Origin of the sequence: Geodermatophilus nigrescens, assembly GCF_900129495.1 — a bacterium.
Lineage (GTDB): Bacteria > Actinomycetota > Actinomycetes > Mycobacteriales > Geodermatophilaceae > Geodermatophilus > Geodermatophilus nigrescens.
Map to the genome: position 1 here is coordinate 191,276 of NZ_FQVX01000004.1, position 16,516 is coordinate 207,791.

General features: G+C 76.7%; 17 protein-coding genes. 8 read left to right on the forward strand and 9 right to left on the reverse strand.

What is annotated here, in order from left to right; all coding sequences use genetic code 11:
* Positions 1-93 precede the first annotated feature (93 nt).
* Entirely contained in the window at positions 94-954 is an 861-nt protein-coding gene (locus tag BUE37_RS19965) for a GGDEF domain-containing protein (protein ID WP_073422182.1), read from the forward strand.
* A gap of 1 nt (position 955) precedes the next feature.
* Here BUE37_RS19965 and BUE37_RS19970 read toward each other — a convergent pair whose 3' ends face one another.
* A complete protein-coding gene (locus tag BUE37_RS19970; RefSeq protein ID WP_073422183.1) occupies positions 956-1,384 on the reverse strand; it encodes a DUF1707 SHOCT-like domain-containing protein in 429 nt (142 codons plus the stop codon).
* A 118-nt stretch (positions 1,385-1,502) separates the two neighbouring features.
* A complete protein-coding gene (locus tag BUE37_RS19975; RefSeq protein ID WP_073422184.1) occupies positions 1,503-1,928 on the reverse strand; it encodes a MarR family winged helix-turn-helix transcriptional regulator in 426 nt (141 codons plus the stop codon).
* Positions 1,929-1,971: 43 nt separating this feature from the next.
* Here BUE37_RS19975 and BUE37_RS19980 point away from each other — a divergent pair, with 43 nt between their 5' ends.
* The gene (locus BUE37_RS19980; RefSeq protein ID WP_281248102.1) at positions 1,972-3,828 is read left to right on the forward strand and encodes an ABC transporter ATP-binding protein; all 1,857 of its coding nucleotides are present in this window, start codon (positions 1,972-1,974) and stop codon (positions 3,826-3,828) included.
* A 67-nt stretch (positions 3,829-3,895) separates the two neighbouring features.
* On the opposite strand, the gene BUE37_RS19985 is transcribed toward BUE37_RS19980, so the two are convergent.
* Together BUE37_RS19985 and BUE37_RS19990 are read right to left on the reverse strand one after the other, a co-directional pair.
* Entirely contained in the window at positions 3,896-4,726 is an 831-nt protein-coding gene (locus BUE37_RS19985; RefSeq protein WP_073422185.1) for an SDR family oxidoreductase, read from the reverse strand.
* A 46-nt stretch (positions 4,727-4,772) separates the two neighbouring features.
* On the reverse strand, positions 4,773-5,699 hold the full coding sequence (locus BUE37_RS19990; protein WP_245794785.1) for a diguanylate cyclase domain-containing protein: 927 nt from the start codon (positions 5,697-5,699) through the stop codon (positions 4,773-4,775).
* 107 nt (positions 5,700-5,806) lie between these two features.
* Here BUE37_RS19990 and BUE37_RS19995 point away from each other — a divergent pair, with 107 nt between their 5' ends.
* Positions 5,807-6,370, forward strand: a complete 564-nt coding sequence (locus tag BUE37_RS19995; RefSeq protein ID WP_245794787.1) for a GNAT family N-acetyltransferase — start codon at positions 5,807-5,809, stop codon at positions 6,368-6,370.
* A 58-nt stretch (positions 6,371-6,428) separates the two neighbouring features.
* Here the strand turns inward: BUE37_RS19995 and BUE37_RS20000 are convergent, their stop codons facing one another.
* On the reverse strand, positions 6,429-7,646 hold the full coding sequence (locus BUE37_RS20000; protein ID WP_073422186.1) for an EAL domain-containing protein: 1,218 nt from the start codon (positions 7,644-7,646) through the stop codon (positions 6,429-6,431).
* A 160-nt stretch (positions 7,647-7,806) separates the two neighbouring features.
* Here BUE37_RS20000 and BUE37_RS20005 point away from each other — a divergent pair, with 160 nt between their 5' ends.
* From BUE37_RS20005 to BUE37_RS20015, 3 genes are all read left to right on the forward strand, one after another.
* Positions 7,807-8,445: a dihydrofolate reductase family protein gene (locus BUE37_RS20005; RefSeq protein ID WP_073422187.1), complete on the forward strand. Its 639-nt coding sequence runs from the start codon at positions 7,807-7,809 to the stop codon at positions 8,443-8,445.
* Between the two features lie 70 nt (positions 8,446-8,515).
* Positions 8,516-9,220, forward strand: a complete 705-nt coding sequence (locus BUE37_RS20010) for an SDR family oxidoreductase (protein WP_073422188.1) — start codon at positions 8,516-8,518, stop codon at positions 9,218-9,220.
* The gene (locus tag BUE37_RS20015) at positions 9,217-10,002 is read left to right on the forward strand and encodes a thioesterase family protein (protein WP_073422189.1); all 786 of its coding nucleotides are present in this window, start codon (positions 9,217-9,219) and stop codon (positions 10,000-10,002) included. The genes BUE37_RS20010 and BUE37_RS20015 overlap by 4 nt, the downstream gene beginning before the upstream one ends.
* A gap of 37 nt (positions 10,003-10,039) precedes the next feature.
* Here the strand turns inward: BUE37_RS20015 and BUE37_RS20020 are convergent, their stop codons facing one another.
* Positions 10,040-10,714, reverse strand: coding sequence for a response regulator transcription factor (locus BUE37_RS20020; RefSeq protein ID WP_245794789.1), 675 nt, complete (start codon positions 10,712-10,714; stop codon positions 10,040-10,042).
* Complete coding sequence (locus BUE37_RS20025; protein ID WP_073422190.1) at positions 10,711-11,856, reverse strand: sensor histidine kinase; 1,146 nt, start codon at positions 11,854-11,856, stop codon at positions 10,711-10,713. Before BUE37_RS20025 ends, BUE37_RS20020 begins: the two co-directional genes overlap by 4 nt.
* 182 nt (positions 11,857-12,038) lie before the next feature.
* Here BUE37_RS20025 and BUE37_RS20030 point away from each other — a divergent pair, with 182 nt between their 5' ends.
* Positions 12,039-12,914 (forward strand): ABC transporter ATP-binding protein, encoded by an 876-nt coding sequence (locus BUE37_RS20030; protein ID WP_073422191.1) that lies wholly within the window; start codon positions 12,039-12,041, stop codon positions 12,912-12,914.
* 82 nt (positions 12,915-12,996) lie between these two features.
* Positions 12,997-13,791, forward strand: a complete 795-nt coding sequence (locus tag BUE37_RS20035) for a hypothetical protein (protein ID WP_073422192.1) — start codon at positions 12,997-12,999, stop codon at positions 13,789-13,791.
* 126 nt (positions 13,792-13,917) lie between these two features.
* Here the strand turns inward: BUE37_RS20035 and BUE37_RS20040 are convergent, their stop codons facing one another.
* Positions 13,918-15,444: a DUF222 domain-containing protein gene (locus BUE37_RS20040; RefSeq protein ID WP_073422193.1), complete on the reverse strand. Its 1,527-nt coding sequence runs from the start codon at positions 15,442-15,444 to the stop codon at positions 13,918-13,920.
* Positions 15,445-15,616: 172 nt separating this feature from the next.
* On the reverse strand, positions 15,617-16,495 hold the full coding sequence (locus BUE37_RS24055) for an HTD2 family dehydratase (RefSeq protein WP_073422194.1): 879 nt from the start codon (positions 16,493-16,495) through the stop codon (positions 15,617-15,619).
* Positions 16,496-16,516 lie beyond the last annotated feature (21 nt).

Sequence of the window (16,516 nt, forward strand, 5' to 3'; positions counted from 1 at the left end):
GGCGTGGTCTCATCGCGCGGGGGACGACGGGGAGGTGCCGGGATGACCATCGGGCACGACGACGACCGCGGCGTCCTCGCCGAGCGCGGCTGAGTGGACGTCCGGCTCGCGCACGGGTTCGTCGAGGGCACCGACGCGCTCGTCTGCGTGGTGGACGGGGCGGGGCGGATCCTGCTGGCCAACCCGGCGCTGCAGCGGTTCACCGGACGCCCGCCCGAGCGGCTGCTCGGTGAGCTGTTCGTCGACGTCTTCGTGGCGCCGGAGCACCGGGAGCTCGCGCTCGACGCCGTGGCGCGCGCCGTCGACACCGGCCGGGCGTACCCCCAGGAGGGCGACTGGCTGACCGCCGACGGGACGCGGCGGCTCATCGCGATGCGCAACAACGTGCTGAGCGGTCCCGACGGGCGCCCGTTCGGGGTGGCCACCGTGGGCCTCGACGTCACCGAGCAGCGGCGCCGCGAGGAGGCGCTGGCCCAGCGGGCGCGCACCGACCGGCTCACCGGCATCCCGAACCGGCACACGTTCTTCGAGGAGCTCGGCCGGCGGCTCGCGCAGGAGGACGGGGTGCCTTGCGGCGTCCTGTTCTGCGACCTCGACGGCTTCAAGGTGGTCAACGACGTGCACGGGCACGCGGTGGGCGACGCCGTGCTCGCCGAGGTCGCCGCCCGGCTGCAGGCCGCGGCCGGGGGCGACGACGTCGTCGCCCGGTTCGGCGGGGACGAGTTCGTGGTGCTGTGCCCCGGCTGCGAGGAGGACGACGTCGCCGAGCTGGCCGCGCGGGTGCGCGAGCGGGTGACCGCGCCCGTGCCCACGGTCGCGGGCGCGCTGCGGGTGGGGGTGAGCGTCGGGGGTGCGGTCGGCCGGCCGGGCGACGCGCCCGACGAGGTGGTCGCGCGCGCCGACCGGGCGATGTACGGCGCCAAGACCCGCCAGCGCCGCCGCTCCGAGCGCTGACTCAGCGGCGGGGGCGCCCGATCCCCGTGGCGTAGAGGACCGCGAGCACCGCGCCCGACGGGGCGAGCCAGATGAACCACGGGTAGACAGGGCCGCCGGCGCCCAGCGAGACCAGCAGCCAGACGACGACGTTCACCGCCACCACGCTCGCCCACACCGTGGTGAGCACCCGCATCGTGGTGCCGCCCGGGGTGGTGGAGAAGACGCGGTGCCGCGGGGCCGGGGGCGGCGGGGGCGGCGGCTCGGGCAGGTCGAGGGTCACCCGCTGCAGCTCGCCGCGGGTGCGGGCGGCCCACACCGCCTGCAGGCGCTCGTCGAACTCGTGCAGGTCGAGCTGGCCCGCCCCGACCGCGCGGCGCAGCCGCTCCTGCACGGCGGCCCGCTCGACGTCGGACACCCGCAGCTGCTCGGCGCGCACCGGCTCACCCATGTGCCGATCGTGGCACCGCGGTCCACCCCTGCGGGTCCACCGATCGGTGGTCCCGCCTCCCGCCCGGAGTCAGGGGCCGACAGCGCTACGAGGGCCCCCGCCCGGGCCGGCGGTGGGGTCAGTCGGTGAGGGCGCGCAGCAGGCGGGCGAGCTGGGCGCGGTCGTCCGGCGACAGGCGGGCCAGCAGCTCGCGGCTGTCCGCCGCCCGGGCGGCGTCGACCTCCGCCCGCACCCTCAGCCCCTCCTCGGTGGCCCGCAGGACGACGGCGCGCCGGTCGGCCGGGTCGGGGGTGCGCTCCACCAGGCCGCGGGCCTGCAGCGCGTCGGCGACCTCGGTGGCCGAGCGGGGGGCGATGCGCAGCGCCTCGGCGAGGTCGGACAGCCGGGTGCCGTCGCGGCCGGCCACCGCCCGCAGCGCCCGTGCGTGGTGCGGCGTGAGGTCCCACGGGGCGAGCGCGTCGAGCCAGCGCCGCCGCTGGGTGCGGGCGGCGCGCATGAGCAGGTCGACCACGGCCGCGTCGTCGTCCCGGGAATGCGCCGCCATACCCTGAGGTTACCGGACCGTGAGGTAGCCTCAACAACCGGAGGTGGTCGCCATCGACGAGGGACCCATGGGCCGCGGCAGCGGCTCCGGCGGGCGGTCGGGCCGCGCCGTCGACCCCGCGGACCGCGCGCAGCTGGAGCGCGCGCCGGTCCCGCTGCGCCGCGTGACGGCGCTGTTCCGCCCGTACCGCTGGCAGGTCGCGACCGTCGTCGTGCTGATCGTCAGCTCCTCGGCCGTCGCGCTCGCGACGCCGTTCCTGGTGCGCCTGGTCATCGACGAGGCCATCCCGCGGCAGGACGTCGACCTGCTGGTCCTGGCCGTCGCCGGGATGGTCGCCGTCACCGCGCTCACCGCCGTCCTGGGCGTCGTGCAGACGTGGCTGTCGACGACCGTGGGGCAGCGGGTCATGCACGGCCTGCGCACCGCCGTCTTCGCCCACCTGCAGCGCCAGTCGCTGGGCTTCTTCACCCGCACCCGCGGGGGAGAGGTGCAGTCGCGGCTGACCAACGACATCGGCGGCATGCAGTCGGTGGTCACCTCGACGGCGACGTCGCTGGCGGCCAACGCCACCACCGTCGTCGGCACCGTGGTCGCCATGGTCGCGCTGTCGTGGCGGCTGTCCCTGCTCTCGCTCGTCGTGCTGCCGCCGGCGATCGCGCTGACCCGCAAGGTCGCGCGGATGCGGCGGGCGGTCACCGCGCAGCGGCAGCGGCACCTCGCCGACCTGCACGGCCAGGTCGAGGAGGGGCTCAGCGTCAGCGGCGTGCTCCTCGGCAAGACCCTCGGCGCCGGCCCCGCCGCCTCCCGGCGGTTCGCCGCGACGTCAGAAGACCTCGTCGGCCTCGAGGTGCGCTCCCAGCTGGCCGGCCGCTGGCGGATGGCCACGATGAGCATCGTCTTCGCCGGCATCCCGGCGCTGATCTACCTGTTCGCCGGCCTGCCGGCGACCTCCGGCGGGATGACGATCGGCACGCTGGTCGCCTTCACCACGCTGCAGGGCGCGCTGTTCCGCCCGCTCATGGGCCTGCTCGACGTCGGCGTCACCGTGACCAGCTCGATGGCCCTGTTCAGCCGGGTGTTCGAGTACCTCGACCTGCCGGTGGAGATCGACGACCCGGCCACCCCGGTCGGGCTCGACCCCGCCGCCGTCCGCGGCGAGGTGCGGTGGGAGGGCGTCGGGTTCACCTACCCCGACGGCGCCCGGCCCGCGCTCTCCGGCGTCGACGTGACCGTCCCCGCCGGCACGACGCTCGCGCTGGTCGGCGAGACCGGCTCGGGCAAGTCGACGATGGCCTCGCTGGTCGCCCGGCTCGCCGACCCCACCACCGGCCGGGTGAGCATCGACGGCGTCGACCTGCGCCACCTGCGGCTGGCCACGCTCGCGCAGGTGGTCGGCGTCGTCTCGCAGGAGACCTACCTGCTGCACGCCACCGTGCGGGAGAACCTGCGGCACGCCCGCCCCGGCGCCACCGACGCCGAGATCGAGGCGGCGGCCCGACGGGCGCAGGTGCACGACGTGATCGCCGCGCTCCCCGACGGCTACGACACCGTCGTCGGTGCCCGCGGGCACCGGTTCTCCGGCGGGGAGAAGCAGCGCCTGGCCATCGCCCGCACGCTGCTGCGCGACCCGCGGGTGCTGGTCCTCGACGAGGCCACCAGCGCGCTGGACACCGCCACCGAGCGCGCGGTGCAGGCGGCGCTGGACGAGGCCCGCCGCGGCCGGACGACGATCACCATCGCCCACCGGCTGTCCACGGTGCGGCACGCCGACCGGATCGTCGTGCTCGACGCCGGCCGGGTGGTCGAGTCCGGCACGCACGCCGAGCTCGAGGCCCGCGGCGGCCGCTACGCGGAACTGGTCGCCGCCGGCGACGACGCGCAGGACCTGCTCGCCGCCTGACCCGGTGCCCGCGCGGAGGCCGGGGACGGTCCGCCCGTCCCCGGCCGGGCCGGTTGCCTCGCCGGGGTCAGTCGCGCCGGCCGTGCGCGGCGACCGACAGCGGCTCCCAGCGCCGCCACTCGGCGAGCCGGGACTCGTAGTCGCGGGTGGCGATGGCCAGCGGGCCGTCGCCGAGGAACACGCGCAGCGGGGGCTCGTCGGCGTCGACGAGCTGCAGGACGGCGTCGCGGGTGGCGACCGGGTCGCCGGGGTTCCCGGCACGCGCCCTCCGCTGCTCCGCGGCCTTCTCGCGGAAGGCGTCGTAGGCCGGGTCCGGCGTCGCGTGCCTCGCGGACGAGCCGCCCCAGTCGGTGCCGTAGGCGCCGGGCTCGATGATCGTCACCCGGATCCCGAAGTCGGCGACCTCGGCGGCCAGCGACTGGCTGAACGCCTCGAGCGCCCACTTGGACGCGTTGTAGATCCCGATGTTCGGGAAGGCGCTGATCCCGCCGATCGAGGACACCTGCAGCACGTGGCCCGAGCCCTGCGCCCGCATGACCGGCAGCGCGGCCTGGGTGACCCACAGGGCGCCGAACACGTTGGTCTCGAACTGGGCGCGGGCCTCGGCCTCGGAGACCTCCTCGACCATGCCGAACTGGCCGTAGCCGGCGTTGTTGACGACGACGTCGAGGCGGCCGAACCGCTCGGCGGCCTGCCGGACGGCGGCGACGTCGGCCTCGCGGTCGGTGACGTCGAGCCGCAACGGCAGGACGGCGTCGCCGAAGCGCTGCACCAGGTCGTCGAGGGTGGCGGTGTCGCGGGCGGTGGCGGCCACGGTGTCGCCGCGCTCGAGGGCGGCGATCGCCCACTCGCGGCCGAACCCGCGGGACGCGCCGGTGATGAACCAGGTCTTGGGCATGTCGGCGGCAGCGCGGCCGCCGGGCGGGATGTTCCCGGCCGGGGGCTCAGCGCCGGGAGCGCCGGACGCTCTTCACCCCGTACATGGCCATGTCGGCGCGGTTCATGACGCTGTCGGGGTCGTCGCCGGGGCCGCCGGTCGCCGTCCCGGTGCTCACGCCGATCCGCACCGCCTCGCCGGCGACGTCGAACGGCTCGCCCACGGCGGCCTCGATGCGCCGCGCCCGCTCGGCCGCGCCCTCGGCGTCCAGGCCGCGGGCGACGACTACGAACTCGTCCCCGCCGAGCCGGGCGACGACGTCGTCCGGGCCGGCCAGGTCCCGTAGCCGCCCGGCGACGGCGACGAGCAGCCGGTCGCCGGCGGCGTGGCCGAAGCGGTCGTTGACGCCCTTGAAGCCGTCGAGGTCACAGAACACCAGGCTGCACCCGTCACCGGTCTCGACGTGCAGCCGCGCGGCGAGGACGGCGAACAGGGCGCTGCGGTTGGCCAGGCCGGTGAGCGGGTCGGTGACCGCCTGCCGGCGCACCTGGGCCTCCCGCTCGCGGTGGGCGGTGACGTCGATGCCGACGAACGCGATCGCGTAGGGGGTCCCGTCCTCGCGGGTCAGCACGCTGGTCTGCAGCTCGATGCGCCGCCGGTCGCCGTCGCCGGTGAGCCAGTCGACCTCGCCGGGGATGGATGGGCGTCCGGAGACCACCATCGCCATCGCGGCCCGGGCGAGCTCCACCTCCTCGGGGATGGTGACCACCTCCCAGAACGGCAGGCCGACGAGCTCCTCGCGCCTGCGCCCGGCGAAGCGCTGCAGCGCGGGGTTGGCCAGCAGGACGCGGCCGGCGTCGTCGCAGACGAGCACGAGGGCGGCGGTGGCCTCCAGCGTGGCGCGGGCCAGGCCGTCGAGGGCGGTGGGGGTGACGGAGACCGTCGCCGTCCGCGGGGTGCCGCCGGACGGGGACGGCCGTCGGGATGCGTGCACGGTCGGTCTCCTCGGGAGAGCTGCTGTCCCCCTCTCCATCGGCCCCGGGACGCCGTTCCTCGAGCGCGCATCCCCCGTCGGGGGTGCCCGCGCCCTACGGTGGCGGCGTGCTCGACGGCCCGGTGGGCTTCCGCCCGCTGACCCGCGCCGACCTGCCGCTGCTGGGTCGCTGGCTGGAGGAGCCGCTGGTCGCCCGCTGGTGGGCGCACGAGACGACACCGGAGGCGCTGGAGGCCGACTTCGGGCCGTGCATCGACGGCACCGACCCCGCCGAGGTGCTGCTCGCGCTGGCCGACGGCCGGCCGTTCGGGCTGGTGCAGCGGTACCGGATCGCCGACTTCTCGGAGTACGTCGGCGAGCTCACGCCGGTGGTGGCGGTGCCGCCGCGCGCGCTGTCGATCGACTACCTCATCGGCGAGCCCGGCGTCCGCGGCGGGGGTGCGGGCGCGGCGATGCTGCGGGCGTTCGTGGCGGAGAGCTGGGCGGCGTACCCGGAGGCCGACGCCGTCCTCGTGCCGGTGGCCGCGGGCAACGTCGCGTCGTGGCGGGCCCTGGAGCGGGCCGGGTTCACCCGCGTCGCGGAGGGCCCGCTGACGCCGGACAACCCGGTCGACCCGCCCGACCACGTCGTCTACCTGCTGCGCCGGCCGCCTGAGCTGCGGGGTACCTGAGCTGCGGGGCGCCTGAGCTGCGGGGTGTCCGAGCCGGCTGGTGCGCGCGTCGGGGTCCTCAGGCGGGCTGGCGCTCCGCGGCCCGGGGCGCGGGGACCGCGGGGGCCACCGGGGACAGCGCCTCCGGCGGGCCGGGGCGGCCGAAGTACCAGCCCTGGCCGAGGTCGACGCCGAGGTCGCGCAGCCGCGCGGCCTCCTCCGCCGTCTCGATGCCCTCGGCGACCACCTTCACGCCGCACCCGTGGCCGAAGCTGACCAGCGACTCGACGAGCTTGGACAGCACCGGGTCGGTGTGCAGGCCGCTGACGATGCTGCGGTCCATCTTGATGACGTCGGGGTTCGTCACCACGATGTGCCGCAGCGAGGAGAAGCCGGCGCCGACGTCGTCGATGGCCAGCCGCATGCCCGCCGCGCGGAAGGGCACCAGCGCGGTGGTCAGCTCGTCGTAGTCCTCGACCGGGTCGTGCTCGGAGAGCTCGAGCAGGACGCGGTCCAGCGGCAGGTCGGCCAGCAGCGCCGCGAACCCCGGCGTCAGCAGGGTCTGCGGGGACACGTTCATCGCCACGTAGCCGCCCACCCGGTCCAGGTGCGCGGCCGCGCCGCGGAGGGCGAGCAGCTCGACCTCGTGCCCGCGGCCGACGCTGTGCGCCTCCTCGAAGACGACGTCGGGGCCCTTGCCCCACTCGCGCGGGAAGCGGCTGAGCGCCTCGGCGCCCACCCGGACGCCGGTGGCCAGGTCGACGATCGGCTGCAGGACGACGCTCGGGCCGCCGGCGGCGACCAGCGGGTCGAGCCGGGCGTCGATGTCGTCGCGGCGCTGCTGCTCGCGGATCTCCGGCTCGATGATCACCGAGGCGGCGGAGGCGAGGACCTTCATGAGCGCCTCGTCGCGGCCGGTCAGCTCCTTGTCGGAGGTGAATCCGAACGCGCAGAAGGTGCCGTAGAGCGAGCCGTCGGACAGCGTCACCGGCGTCGAGACGTAGCTGCGGATGCGGGGGATGCGCGCCGACGGCAGCGACATCGCCAGCGGGTAGCGCTTCACGTCGTCGATGACGGCGGGCAGCTTCCCGTCGAGGATCGCCTGGCAGAACGAGGTGTCCTGGGCGACCTTCGCCTTCTCCTGCACGAGCACCGGCACCCGGGTGTCGACCACCTCGAGGTGCTGCGTGGTGCCGTCGAGCCGGCTGAGGAACGCCACGCTCATGTGCAGCGACTTCCTCGCCGTGTGCAGCAGGTCGGCGATCTGCTGCTCGGCGTCCGTGCGCTGTCGGGCCATCGGTGCTCCTCGTCCGTGAGGGTGACGTCCCCCCATCGGCACCGGTTGCGCGCAACTGGAGCGCAGGCCCTGGGACTCGCCCGGACCTCACCCGGACCGATGAGTCGCGGCGCCCGCCGACGTCTGTCCCTCCGACAGCCCCGCTCCCCAGGAGGACCCGATGCGCGCGCTCACCGTCACCACGTTCCTGACCCTCGACGGCGTCGCCCAGGCGCCGGGCGGCCCGGAGGAGGACACCTCCGGCGGCTTCCCGTACGGCGGGTGGCTGGTGCCCTTCTTCGATGAGCGCCTCGGTGCGCAGATGGACGCCTGGTTCGCGCCCGCCGAGGACTTCCTGCTCGGCCGCGGGACGTACGAGATCTTCGCCCAGCACTGGCCGCACGTGGACCCCACCGGCGACGCGGTCGCCACGGCGCTGCAGACCAAGACCAAGCACGTGGCGTCGCGGACGCTGACCTCGCTGGAGTGGTCCACCGCCCGGATGCTCGACGGCGACGTGCCGGCCGCCGTCCGCGCGCTCAAGGCCGCCGACGGCGGGGAGCTGCAGGTGCACGGCTCGATCGGGCTGGTGCAGACCCTGCTGGCCGAGGACCTCGTCGACGAGCTGCGCACCGTCGTGTTCCCCGTGGTCCTCGGGCGGGGCAAGCGGCTGTTCGAGGGCGGCGCGGCACCGCGGACGTGGCGGACGGTCTCCTCCGAGGTCACGACCACCGGGGCGGTCATGTCCGCGCACCGGCGGGACGGCGAGGTGGCCACGGGCGCCTTCGGGCTCGAGTACGAGGACGCCACGTCGGTTTGATCCTCCTACTGACTGGTGTACGGTCCTGAGGCTTCGGTTGGACGGTCCAACCGACGCCTCAGGAGGAACCGTGGACCTCGCCGCCACCACCGCCCTCGTCACCGGCGCCAACCGGGGGCTCGGCCGGGCGTTCGCCCTCGAGCTGCTCGCCCGCGGCGCCACCGTGTACGCCGGGGCGCGCGACCCCGACGCCGTCGACCTGCCCGGCGCGAAGGCGGTGGCCCTGGACGTGACCGACCCGGCGTCGGTCGCGGCGGCGGCCGCGGCCACCGGCGACGTGACGCTGCTGGTGAACAACGCCGGCATCGACTCCCGGGTCGACCTGCTCACCGGCGACCTCGCCGACGTGCAGCGCGAGCTCGACGTCAACTACCTGGGCCCGCTCGCCGTCACCCGGGCCTTCCTGCCGCAACTGCCGGCCGGCGGCGGGGTGCTCAACGTGCTCTCCGCGCTGTCCTGGCTGGCCTTCCCGGGAACCGGCGCCTACTGCGCGTCGAAGTCGGCGGCGTGGGCGATGACCAACGCGCTGCGCCAGCAGCTCGCGCCCCGCGGGATCCGCGTGACGGCGCTGCACGTCGGCTACGTGGACACCGACATGACCGCCGGCATCGACGCCCCCAAGTCCGCCCCGGCCGACGTCGTCCGTGCCGCGCTCGACGGCGTCGCGGCCGGCGCGTACGAGGTCCTGGCCGACGACGTCAGCCGCCGGGTGCAGGCCGGCCTGGCCGGCGGCGTCGCGGCGCTGTACCCCGCGCTGCCGGCGGTGGCGTCGTGACCGCCGTCGTGGGGTCGGGCGTCGTGGGGTCGGGCGCTCAGGACGTCGTCGCTGGTGACGTCGTCGCGCCGGCGCTGGTGGTCGATCCGAGCTGGCGGTCGTTCACGCACGTCCAGGGCGGGCTCGTGACCGGGCACCTGCTGGCCGCGGCGGCCGACGCCACCGGCGCCGCGCCGCGGACCGTCTCCGCCCACCTGCTGGCCGGCGTCGAGCCGGGTGTGCCGGCGGTCGTGGGGGCGGTGCTCGACCGGGCCGGCACGACCGGGAGCGTGCGCGCCACGCTGCACCAGGCGGGCCGGCTCGCCGCCGTCGCCCAGGTGCTCACGGTCGCCCGGCCGCCGGTCCCGGGGCCGTCCGTGCCGGTCCCGCCCGTGGCCGAGGGGGTGCCGTTCGCGCTGCCGCGGGACCTGGTGCCGATCGCCGACCACACGGCGATCCGCGCCCTGGGGACGTCGCGCCCGCTCGCCGGCGGGGACGAGCCGCGGCTGACCGCGTGGGTGCGCATCGACGGCGACCTCCCGCCGCTGGTGCAGCTCGGCGTCCTGCTCGACGCGCTGCCTCCGTCGCTGTTCGCCGTCCGCACGGCCCCCGCGGCGATGCCGACCGTGGAGCTCACCGCGCACCTGGCCGGCCCGCCGCCGGCGACGGGCGCGTGGGTGCTGGTCGACCAGGTGACCACCTGGGCCGACGACGCCGTCGCCGTCGACGAGGCGGAGCTGCGCACGGAGGACGGCGCGCTGGTGGCCCGTGCCCGCCAGACCCGGCGGCTGCTCGTGCGCTGACCGGACCCGCGGTGAGCGGGCTCGCGCCGAGCGGGGCTCAGCCCTCGAGCAGGCCGGCCTCGTGGGCCAGGATCGCCGCCTGCGTCCGGTTGGCCAGGTCGAGCTTGGTGAGCAGCCGGGAGACGTAGGTCTTCACGGTGGCCTCGCTGACGAACAGCCGGCCCGCGAGCTCGGCGTTGGAGCCGCCGCTGCCGAGCAGGACGAGCACCTCGCGCTCGCGGTCGGAGAGGGCGGCCACCCGCTGCAGCGCCTCCGCCCGCCGCGGGGTGGCCCGGCTGCCGACGTAGGAGGCGATCAGCCCGGCCGTGACGGCGGGGGAGAGGGTCGCCGTCCCGTCGGCCACCGCCCGGACGGCGGCCGCGATCTGCCGCGGCGGGGTGTCCTTGAGCAGGAATCCCGCCGCCCCGGCGGCCAGCGCCGCGTAGACGTACTCGTCGACGTGGAAGGTGGTCAGGACGGCGACCTGCGGCGGGTCGGGCAGGGCGAGGATCGCGCGGGTGGCGGCCAGCCCGTCCATGCCGGGCATGCGGACGTCGGTGAGCACGACGTCGGGCCGCAGCTCGCGCGCCGCGGCCACCCCGGCGGCGCCGTCGCCGGCCTCCCCGACGACGTCCATGTCCCCGGCGGCCTCGAGGACCGTGCGCAGGCCGAAGCGCACCAGTTCCTCGTCGTCGACCAGCAGCACCCGGATGCGGCGCCCGTCCCCGGTCACGCGGGCAGCTCCGCCTCGACGCAGAAGCCGCCGTCGAGGCGCGGCTCGGCGCGGAGCCGCCCGCCGAGGGTGCGCACCCGCTCGCCGAGCCCGATCAGGCCGAAGCCGCCGCCGGGCACCGGCTCCGCCGCGCGGGCGGGCGGGCCGTTGACCACCCGCACGTGCAGCTCGTCGGGACGGCGCTCGACGGTGACCTGCACCGGCGCGTCGGGGGCGTGCCGCCCGGCGTTGGTGAGCGACTCCTGCACGATGCGGTACGCCGCCCGGCCGACGACGGGGTCGACCGGGGCGGTCCCCTCCGCGGGGCCGGTCCAGCCCACGTCCATGCCGGCCTCCCGCGCGGAGGCCACCAGGCGCGGCAGCTCGGGCAGGCCGGGCTGCGGCCCGAGCGGGGCGGCCTCGTCGACCTCCCCGGCGCGCAGCACCCCGACCATCTGCCGCAGCTCCTCGAGTGCCTGCCGCCCCGCCGTCTGCACCTGCCCGGCCAGCTGCTCCACCCGGTCCGGATCGGCGGCGGCCACCTCGATCGCGCCGGCCTGCAGCACCATCAGGCTCACCCGGTGCCCGACGGCGTCGTGCATCTCGCGGGCGATGCGGGTGCGCTCGGCCAGCACCGCGGCCGACGCCAGCCGCTCCCGCTCGGCCTCGGCGCGCGCGGCCCTCTCGCGCAGCGCGGCAAGCAACTGGGCGCGGGTGCGCTGCCAGATGCCGAGCGCCGCGGGCAGCACGAGGGCGATGGCCACCCCGCCGAGGGCGCCCACCGCCTCGTCCGGCGTCCCGATCGCCCAGGGCTGCACGAGCGCGACCGTCCCGAGGACGCCGGCTGCCGCGCGCACCGGCCAGCGGCCCTCGTAGCGGCCGACCGCGTAGGCGGTGAGCAGCATGCCGACCACCAGCGCCGGGACCAGCACCCCGAGGACCGCGCTGACGACGAAGGGCACCACGGGCGCCGACCGGCGGAACAGGAACAGGGTGGCGACCAGCAGCAGGCCGCCGACGAGCAGGACGGCGTCCGCGGTCAGCCGCGCCTCCGGGGTGACGACGCCGACCGTCACCGTGCCCGCGCCCAGCAGCGCGACGAACGCCTCGAAGCCGATGCTGCACGCGCGCAGGCCCGGCCACACGCGCTGCCGGGACCCCATGGGCGGAGCGTAGGTCGGCCGGCGGCGTCCGCGGGTCGTCCGTCCGGCGCGGTCCCGTGTCCACTTCCGGACGACACGGCGACGCCGTCCGTCGACCCGGATCGGCTGCCTCCGGCCGACGCGGGGGCCCGCCCCCGGGCGGCAGGTTCTCCGGTGACCGCAGCGAGAGCCCGGAGGCAGCGATGATCGAGGTCAGCGGACTGACCAAGCAGTACGGCGCCCGGACCGTCGTCGACGACGTGTCCTTCACCCTCGAGCCCGGCACGGTGACCGGCTTCCTCGGGCCCAACGGCGCGGGCAAGACGACGACGATGCGGATGATGACCGGCCTCGTGCCGGCGACCGCGGGCAGCGCCTCCTTCGACGGACGGGCCTACCCCGGCTTGCCGAACCCGGGCGCCGTCGTCGGCACCCTGCTCGACGCCTCCGCCGTCCACCCCGGGCGCACCGGCCGGACGCACCTGCGGCTGCTCGCCTCGGTCGTCGGCGTGCCGGCGGCACGGGTGGAGGAGGTGCTCGGTATGGTCGGGCTCACCGCGGCGGCCGGCCGGCGCATCGGCGGCTACTCGCTCGGCATGCGGCAGCGGCTGGGCATCGCCGGGGCGCTGCTGGCCGACCCGCCGGTGCTGGTCTTCGACGAGCCGGCCAACGGCCTGGACCCCGAGGGCATCCGCTGGATGCGCGACCTGCTGCGCGGCCACGCGGCCCGCGGCGGCACGGTGCTGCTGTCCTCGCACCTGCTCGGCGAGGTGGAGTCGACCGTCGACCGGCTGCTCGTCATCGGCGCCGGGCGGGTGGTGGCCGACGGCCCGGTGGGCGACCTGCTCGGCGGCGACGGCGCCGCGGTGCGCGCCACCGATCCCGCGGCGCTGGCCCGGGCGCTCGAGACGGCCGGGTTCCACGTGCAACACGGGTCCGACGGCGCCCTCGTGGCGCCGGGCGCCGAGCCGGGCCAGGTCGGCGCGGTCGCCGCGGCGGCCGGCCTCGTGCTCACCGACCTGCGCCCCGTCCGCCGCGGCATCGAGGACCTGTTCTTCCAGCTCACCGCCGCGACCTGAGCCCTCCTCCCGCCCGTCCCGACTCCTCCCGCGCCGATCCCGACCCCTCCCGCCCGTCCCACTTCCTCCTCTGGAGACCGTCATGGCCACCGTCCTGCCCGCCGACCTCCCCGCCCGGGGCGCTCCTCCCGCCGCGTCCCCTCCCGGCGCCCGTCCGCCCGTCCGCTCCGGGGCGCCGTCGGTCGCCACGCTGGTCGGCGTCGAGATCCGCAAGTCGCTGTCCACCCGATCGGGCCGGTCGCTGGCCGCGGCGGCCACCCTCCTCGCGCCGGCCGCGACCGCGCTGATCGCGTCCGCCAGCACCGAGGAACTGGGGTCGGTGACCGGCCCGATCGGCGTGATGGGGATGCTCACCGGCCTGGTGCTGGTCGCCCTCGGCGTGCTGTCCACCGCGGGGGAGTGGAGCCACCGGACCGTGCAGACGACCTACCTGCTCGTCCCTCGCCGGGGCCGGGTGCTGGCGGCCAAGGCGGCGGCCGTCGGGCTGCTCGGTGCGGTGCTGGCGGCGGTGTCCGCGGCGCTCGTCACCGGCGCTCTGGCGCTGCTCGCCGGCGACGTGTCCTGGGACGGCACCGGGCGCGCGCTCGGGGTGGTCGTCGCCGCGGGCGCGGTGTTCGCGCTGGTCGGCACCGGGTTCGGCGCGGCGCTGGCCAACACCCCGGCCGCGCTGACGTCCTTCTACCTGGTCGTCCTCGGCGTGCTGCCGCTGGTGCGCACCTTCAAGCCGGAGGTCGGCTCGAGGCTCGACCCGGCCGAGGCCGTGCTCACCCTCGCGCAGGGCGGAACCCCGACGCAGTCCCTGCTGGTCCTCGCCGGCTGGCTGGGAGTCAGCCTGGCCGCCGGGGCGGTCGTCACCCGCCGCCGCGCGGTGGCCTGACCGACGACGTCCCGTCCAGGGTGGCCGGAGCCGCTGCTCCGGCCACCCTGGACGCGTCCTCGTCCGGCTCCCCGCGGGCTCCGGCGCGATGTGCGGGCGGGCGTTCCCGCGGGAACGCCGGGCGGGTCAGGCCGCCCGTCCGCCGCGTTCGGCTGCGAGCCGGCGCTCCAGGTCGCGGTTGCCGAGCAGCACCCCGACGACGTAGCCCAGGTCCATCCGCTCCCCGCCGACCGCGAGCGTCCCGGGCAGCTGCCGGTCCCCACCGGGCAGCAGCCGCAGGACGCTCCCGCGCTCGGCGTCCGGGGCCGCGGCATCGAGGAGCTCGACGCCCGCCTCGACGCCCGCGGTGAAGGCGGTGTCGCCACGGGCCCACACCCGGCGGCCGTCCGGTGTGACGGCGACCAGCTCGCCGCCGCGCCGGCTCATCCGCAGGTCGAGGTCGTGCGCGAGGCCGTGGTCGGCGTCGCAGAGGAGCGCCATGTTGTCGATGTCGGTGCTCCCGCCGGCGGACCAGGGCCGCAGGTGGTGGGCGTGCAGCCGCTCGGGGCGGGTCTCGGGGCAGCCCGGCCGGATGCACCCGCCGTCGCGCCGCACGAGCGCCCGGCGCTGGGCCCGGGTGGCCAGACGCCGCGCCCGGCCGACGGCCAGCGGTTCCCGGTCCCGCTCGAGCATCGTGACGACGGTGGCCTCGCAGAGCATCCGGCGGACCTGGCTGCCGTGCAGGGCCGGCCCGTTCTCCAGGTAGGCGCGACCCGCTGCGGCGTCGTCGGCGAGGACGGCGGCGTCGACGTGCACGACCACCTCGCGTCGTGGCGGGTCGCCGGCCCGGCGGTCGGCCTCCGATGCGGCGGCGCCCAGTCGGGCCACGGCGGCGCAGCGGCGCTCGGCCGTCCGCTCCCGCGCCAGCGCGACCTCGTCGAGCGGCTCGTCGTGGGTCCGGCTCCCCGCGCTGCCGGAGGTCCCGCCGTCCGGGCTGCCGCCGTCCGGGCTGCCGCTGTCCGGGGTGGTGCCGTCCGGGGTGGTGACGTCCTCCGCGGTGGTGGCCGCCGCTGCGGCGGCCGCTCGCTTGGCGGCGGCCCGGTCGCGGCGCGCGTCGCGCTCGGCCAGCGAGTCGATCCCGGTGAGGAACGCCGCACCCTGCTCGGGGTCGAGGCGCATGCGCACGACGAGCATCCCGTCGTCGTCCCACCAGTACTCGAAGCGCCGCTTCTCGCGGACGGTGCTGGCGTCGACCGCGTCGGAGCGGCGCCACCCCCGGACCACCCGCTCCACCTGCGCGGCGGTGGCCTCGCGCGCGAGGTCGAGCAGGGCCGCCTCGGTCTCGGGGGCCGCGACGCGGGTCATGGCGCGGACCTTGGAGTAGGACAGCCGGCCGGCGGTGAAGGCGCCGCGGATCCCGGGCAGCGTGGTGAGGGCACGGGCGACCCGGACCTGCTCGCGTGCGGTGCCTGGGGACAGCCCGCACTGCCAGGCCAGCCAGTGCGCGCACGACCGGAGACCGTGGCCCGCCCAGCCCTCGCGCCGGTCGAACTGGGCGATGAGCAGCAGCCACTCCGCCGTGGCGGCGGCCAGCCGGACGGCGGCGCCGGTGATGCGCTCCGCGAGCTCGTCGAGCGGCAGTTCCGTCTCGGCGGCGGCAGGGTCCTCGGTCACGGCGTCCTCCTCGAACGTGTGTTCGGGACGTTAGGCGGAGCTGCCGACAGAACCGCAGCTCAGCGGCCTGAGGGCGTTCCCGCGGGAACGCCTCCGGGTGGGACTGTGCTGCGGACAGGCGTTCCCGCGGAAACGCGCTGGGCCCTTGGTGGGATGCGCAGAGCCCCCGGCGTCAGGAGGGGAGCGGTCCGAGCGTGGCGGTGCCGGTGATCGACGCCGGCCCGCCGACCGCGCCTGCCGACAGCGACCACCGCTCCCCGTCGGCCCGGCCGGTCGCCCGGACGGGCGTGCCCGCGTACACCGGGCGGATCAGCCGGTGGGTGGAGGACGTGACGGACCGGTCCGGGGCGGACCCCTCCGACATGGCGCGGCGCGGGACCTCCAGGAGCAGCAGCGCCAGCAGCGGGCCGTGCACGACCAGCCCGGGATGACCCTCGACGCCGGTGGCGTACGGCGCGTCGTAGTGGATGCGGTGCGCGTTGTAGGTGAGCGCGCTGAAGCGGAACAGCAGCGCCTCGTCGGGGACCAGGTCCACCGAGGCGCCGCCGTCCACGCCCGGCACCCCGGCACCCGCCGGCGCCGGTGAGGACCCGCCCGGCTGGGAGCGGTAGACGACGTCCTGCTCCTCGGTGAGCAGCAGCCGCCCCGCCGAGCGGAACTCGCTGCGCACCGTGACCAGCAGCATCTCGCCGCTGCGCCCGGCCTTGACCTCGCAGCGGGCCAGCGACGACGTCCGCTCCACCGTCGAGCCCACGACCAGCGGGGCGACGGCCTCGAACCGGCCCCCGGCGATCATCCGGCGCCGGTGCGGGAGCGGCGGGAGGAAGTGCCCCTCGCGCGGGTGGCCGTCCTCGCCGAGGTCGGCGGTGGCCGGCCGCTCGACGAAGGTGAACCAGTGCCAGCCCAGCGGCAGCGGGTCGCCCTCCGCGGGGGCGTCGGCGGGGCGGTCGAGCAGCGCCGCGAAGGCCGCCGCGGGCCCGGGCGCGACGACGGCGGTGTCGGTGATCGGGCCGGGTGACCAGCCCTCGACGGCGGCGGCGAGCGGGCTCACCGGTCCATCGTGCCGGGTGTG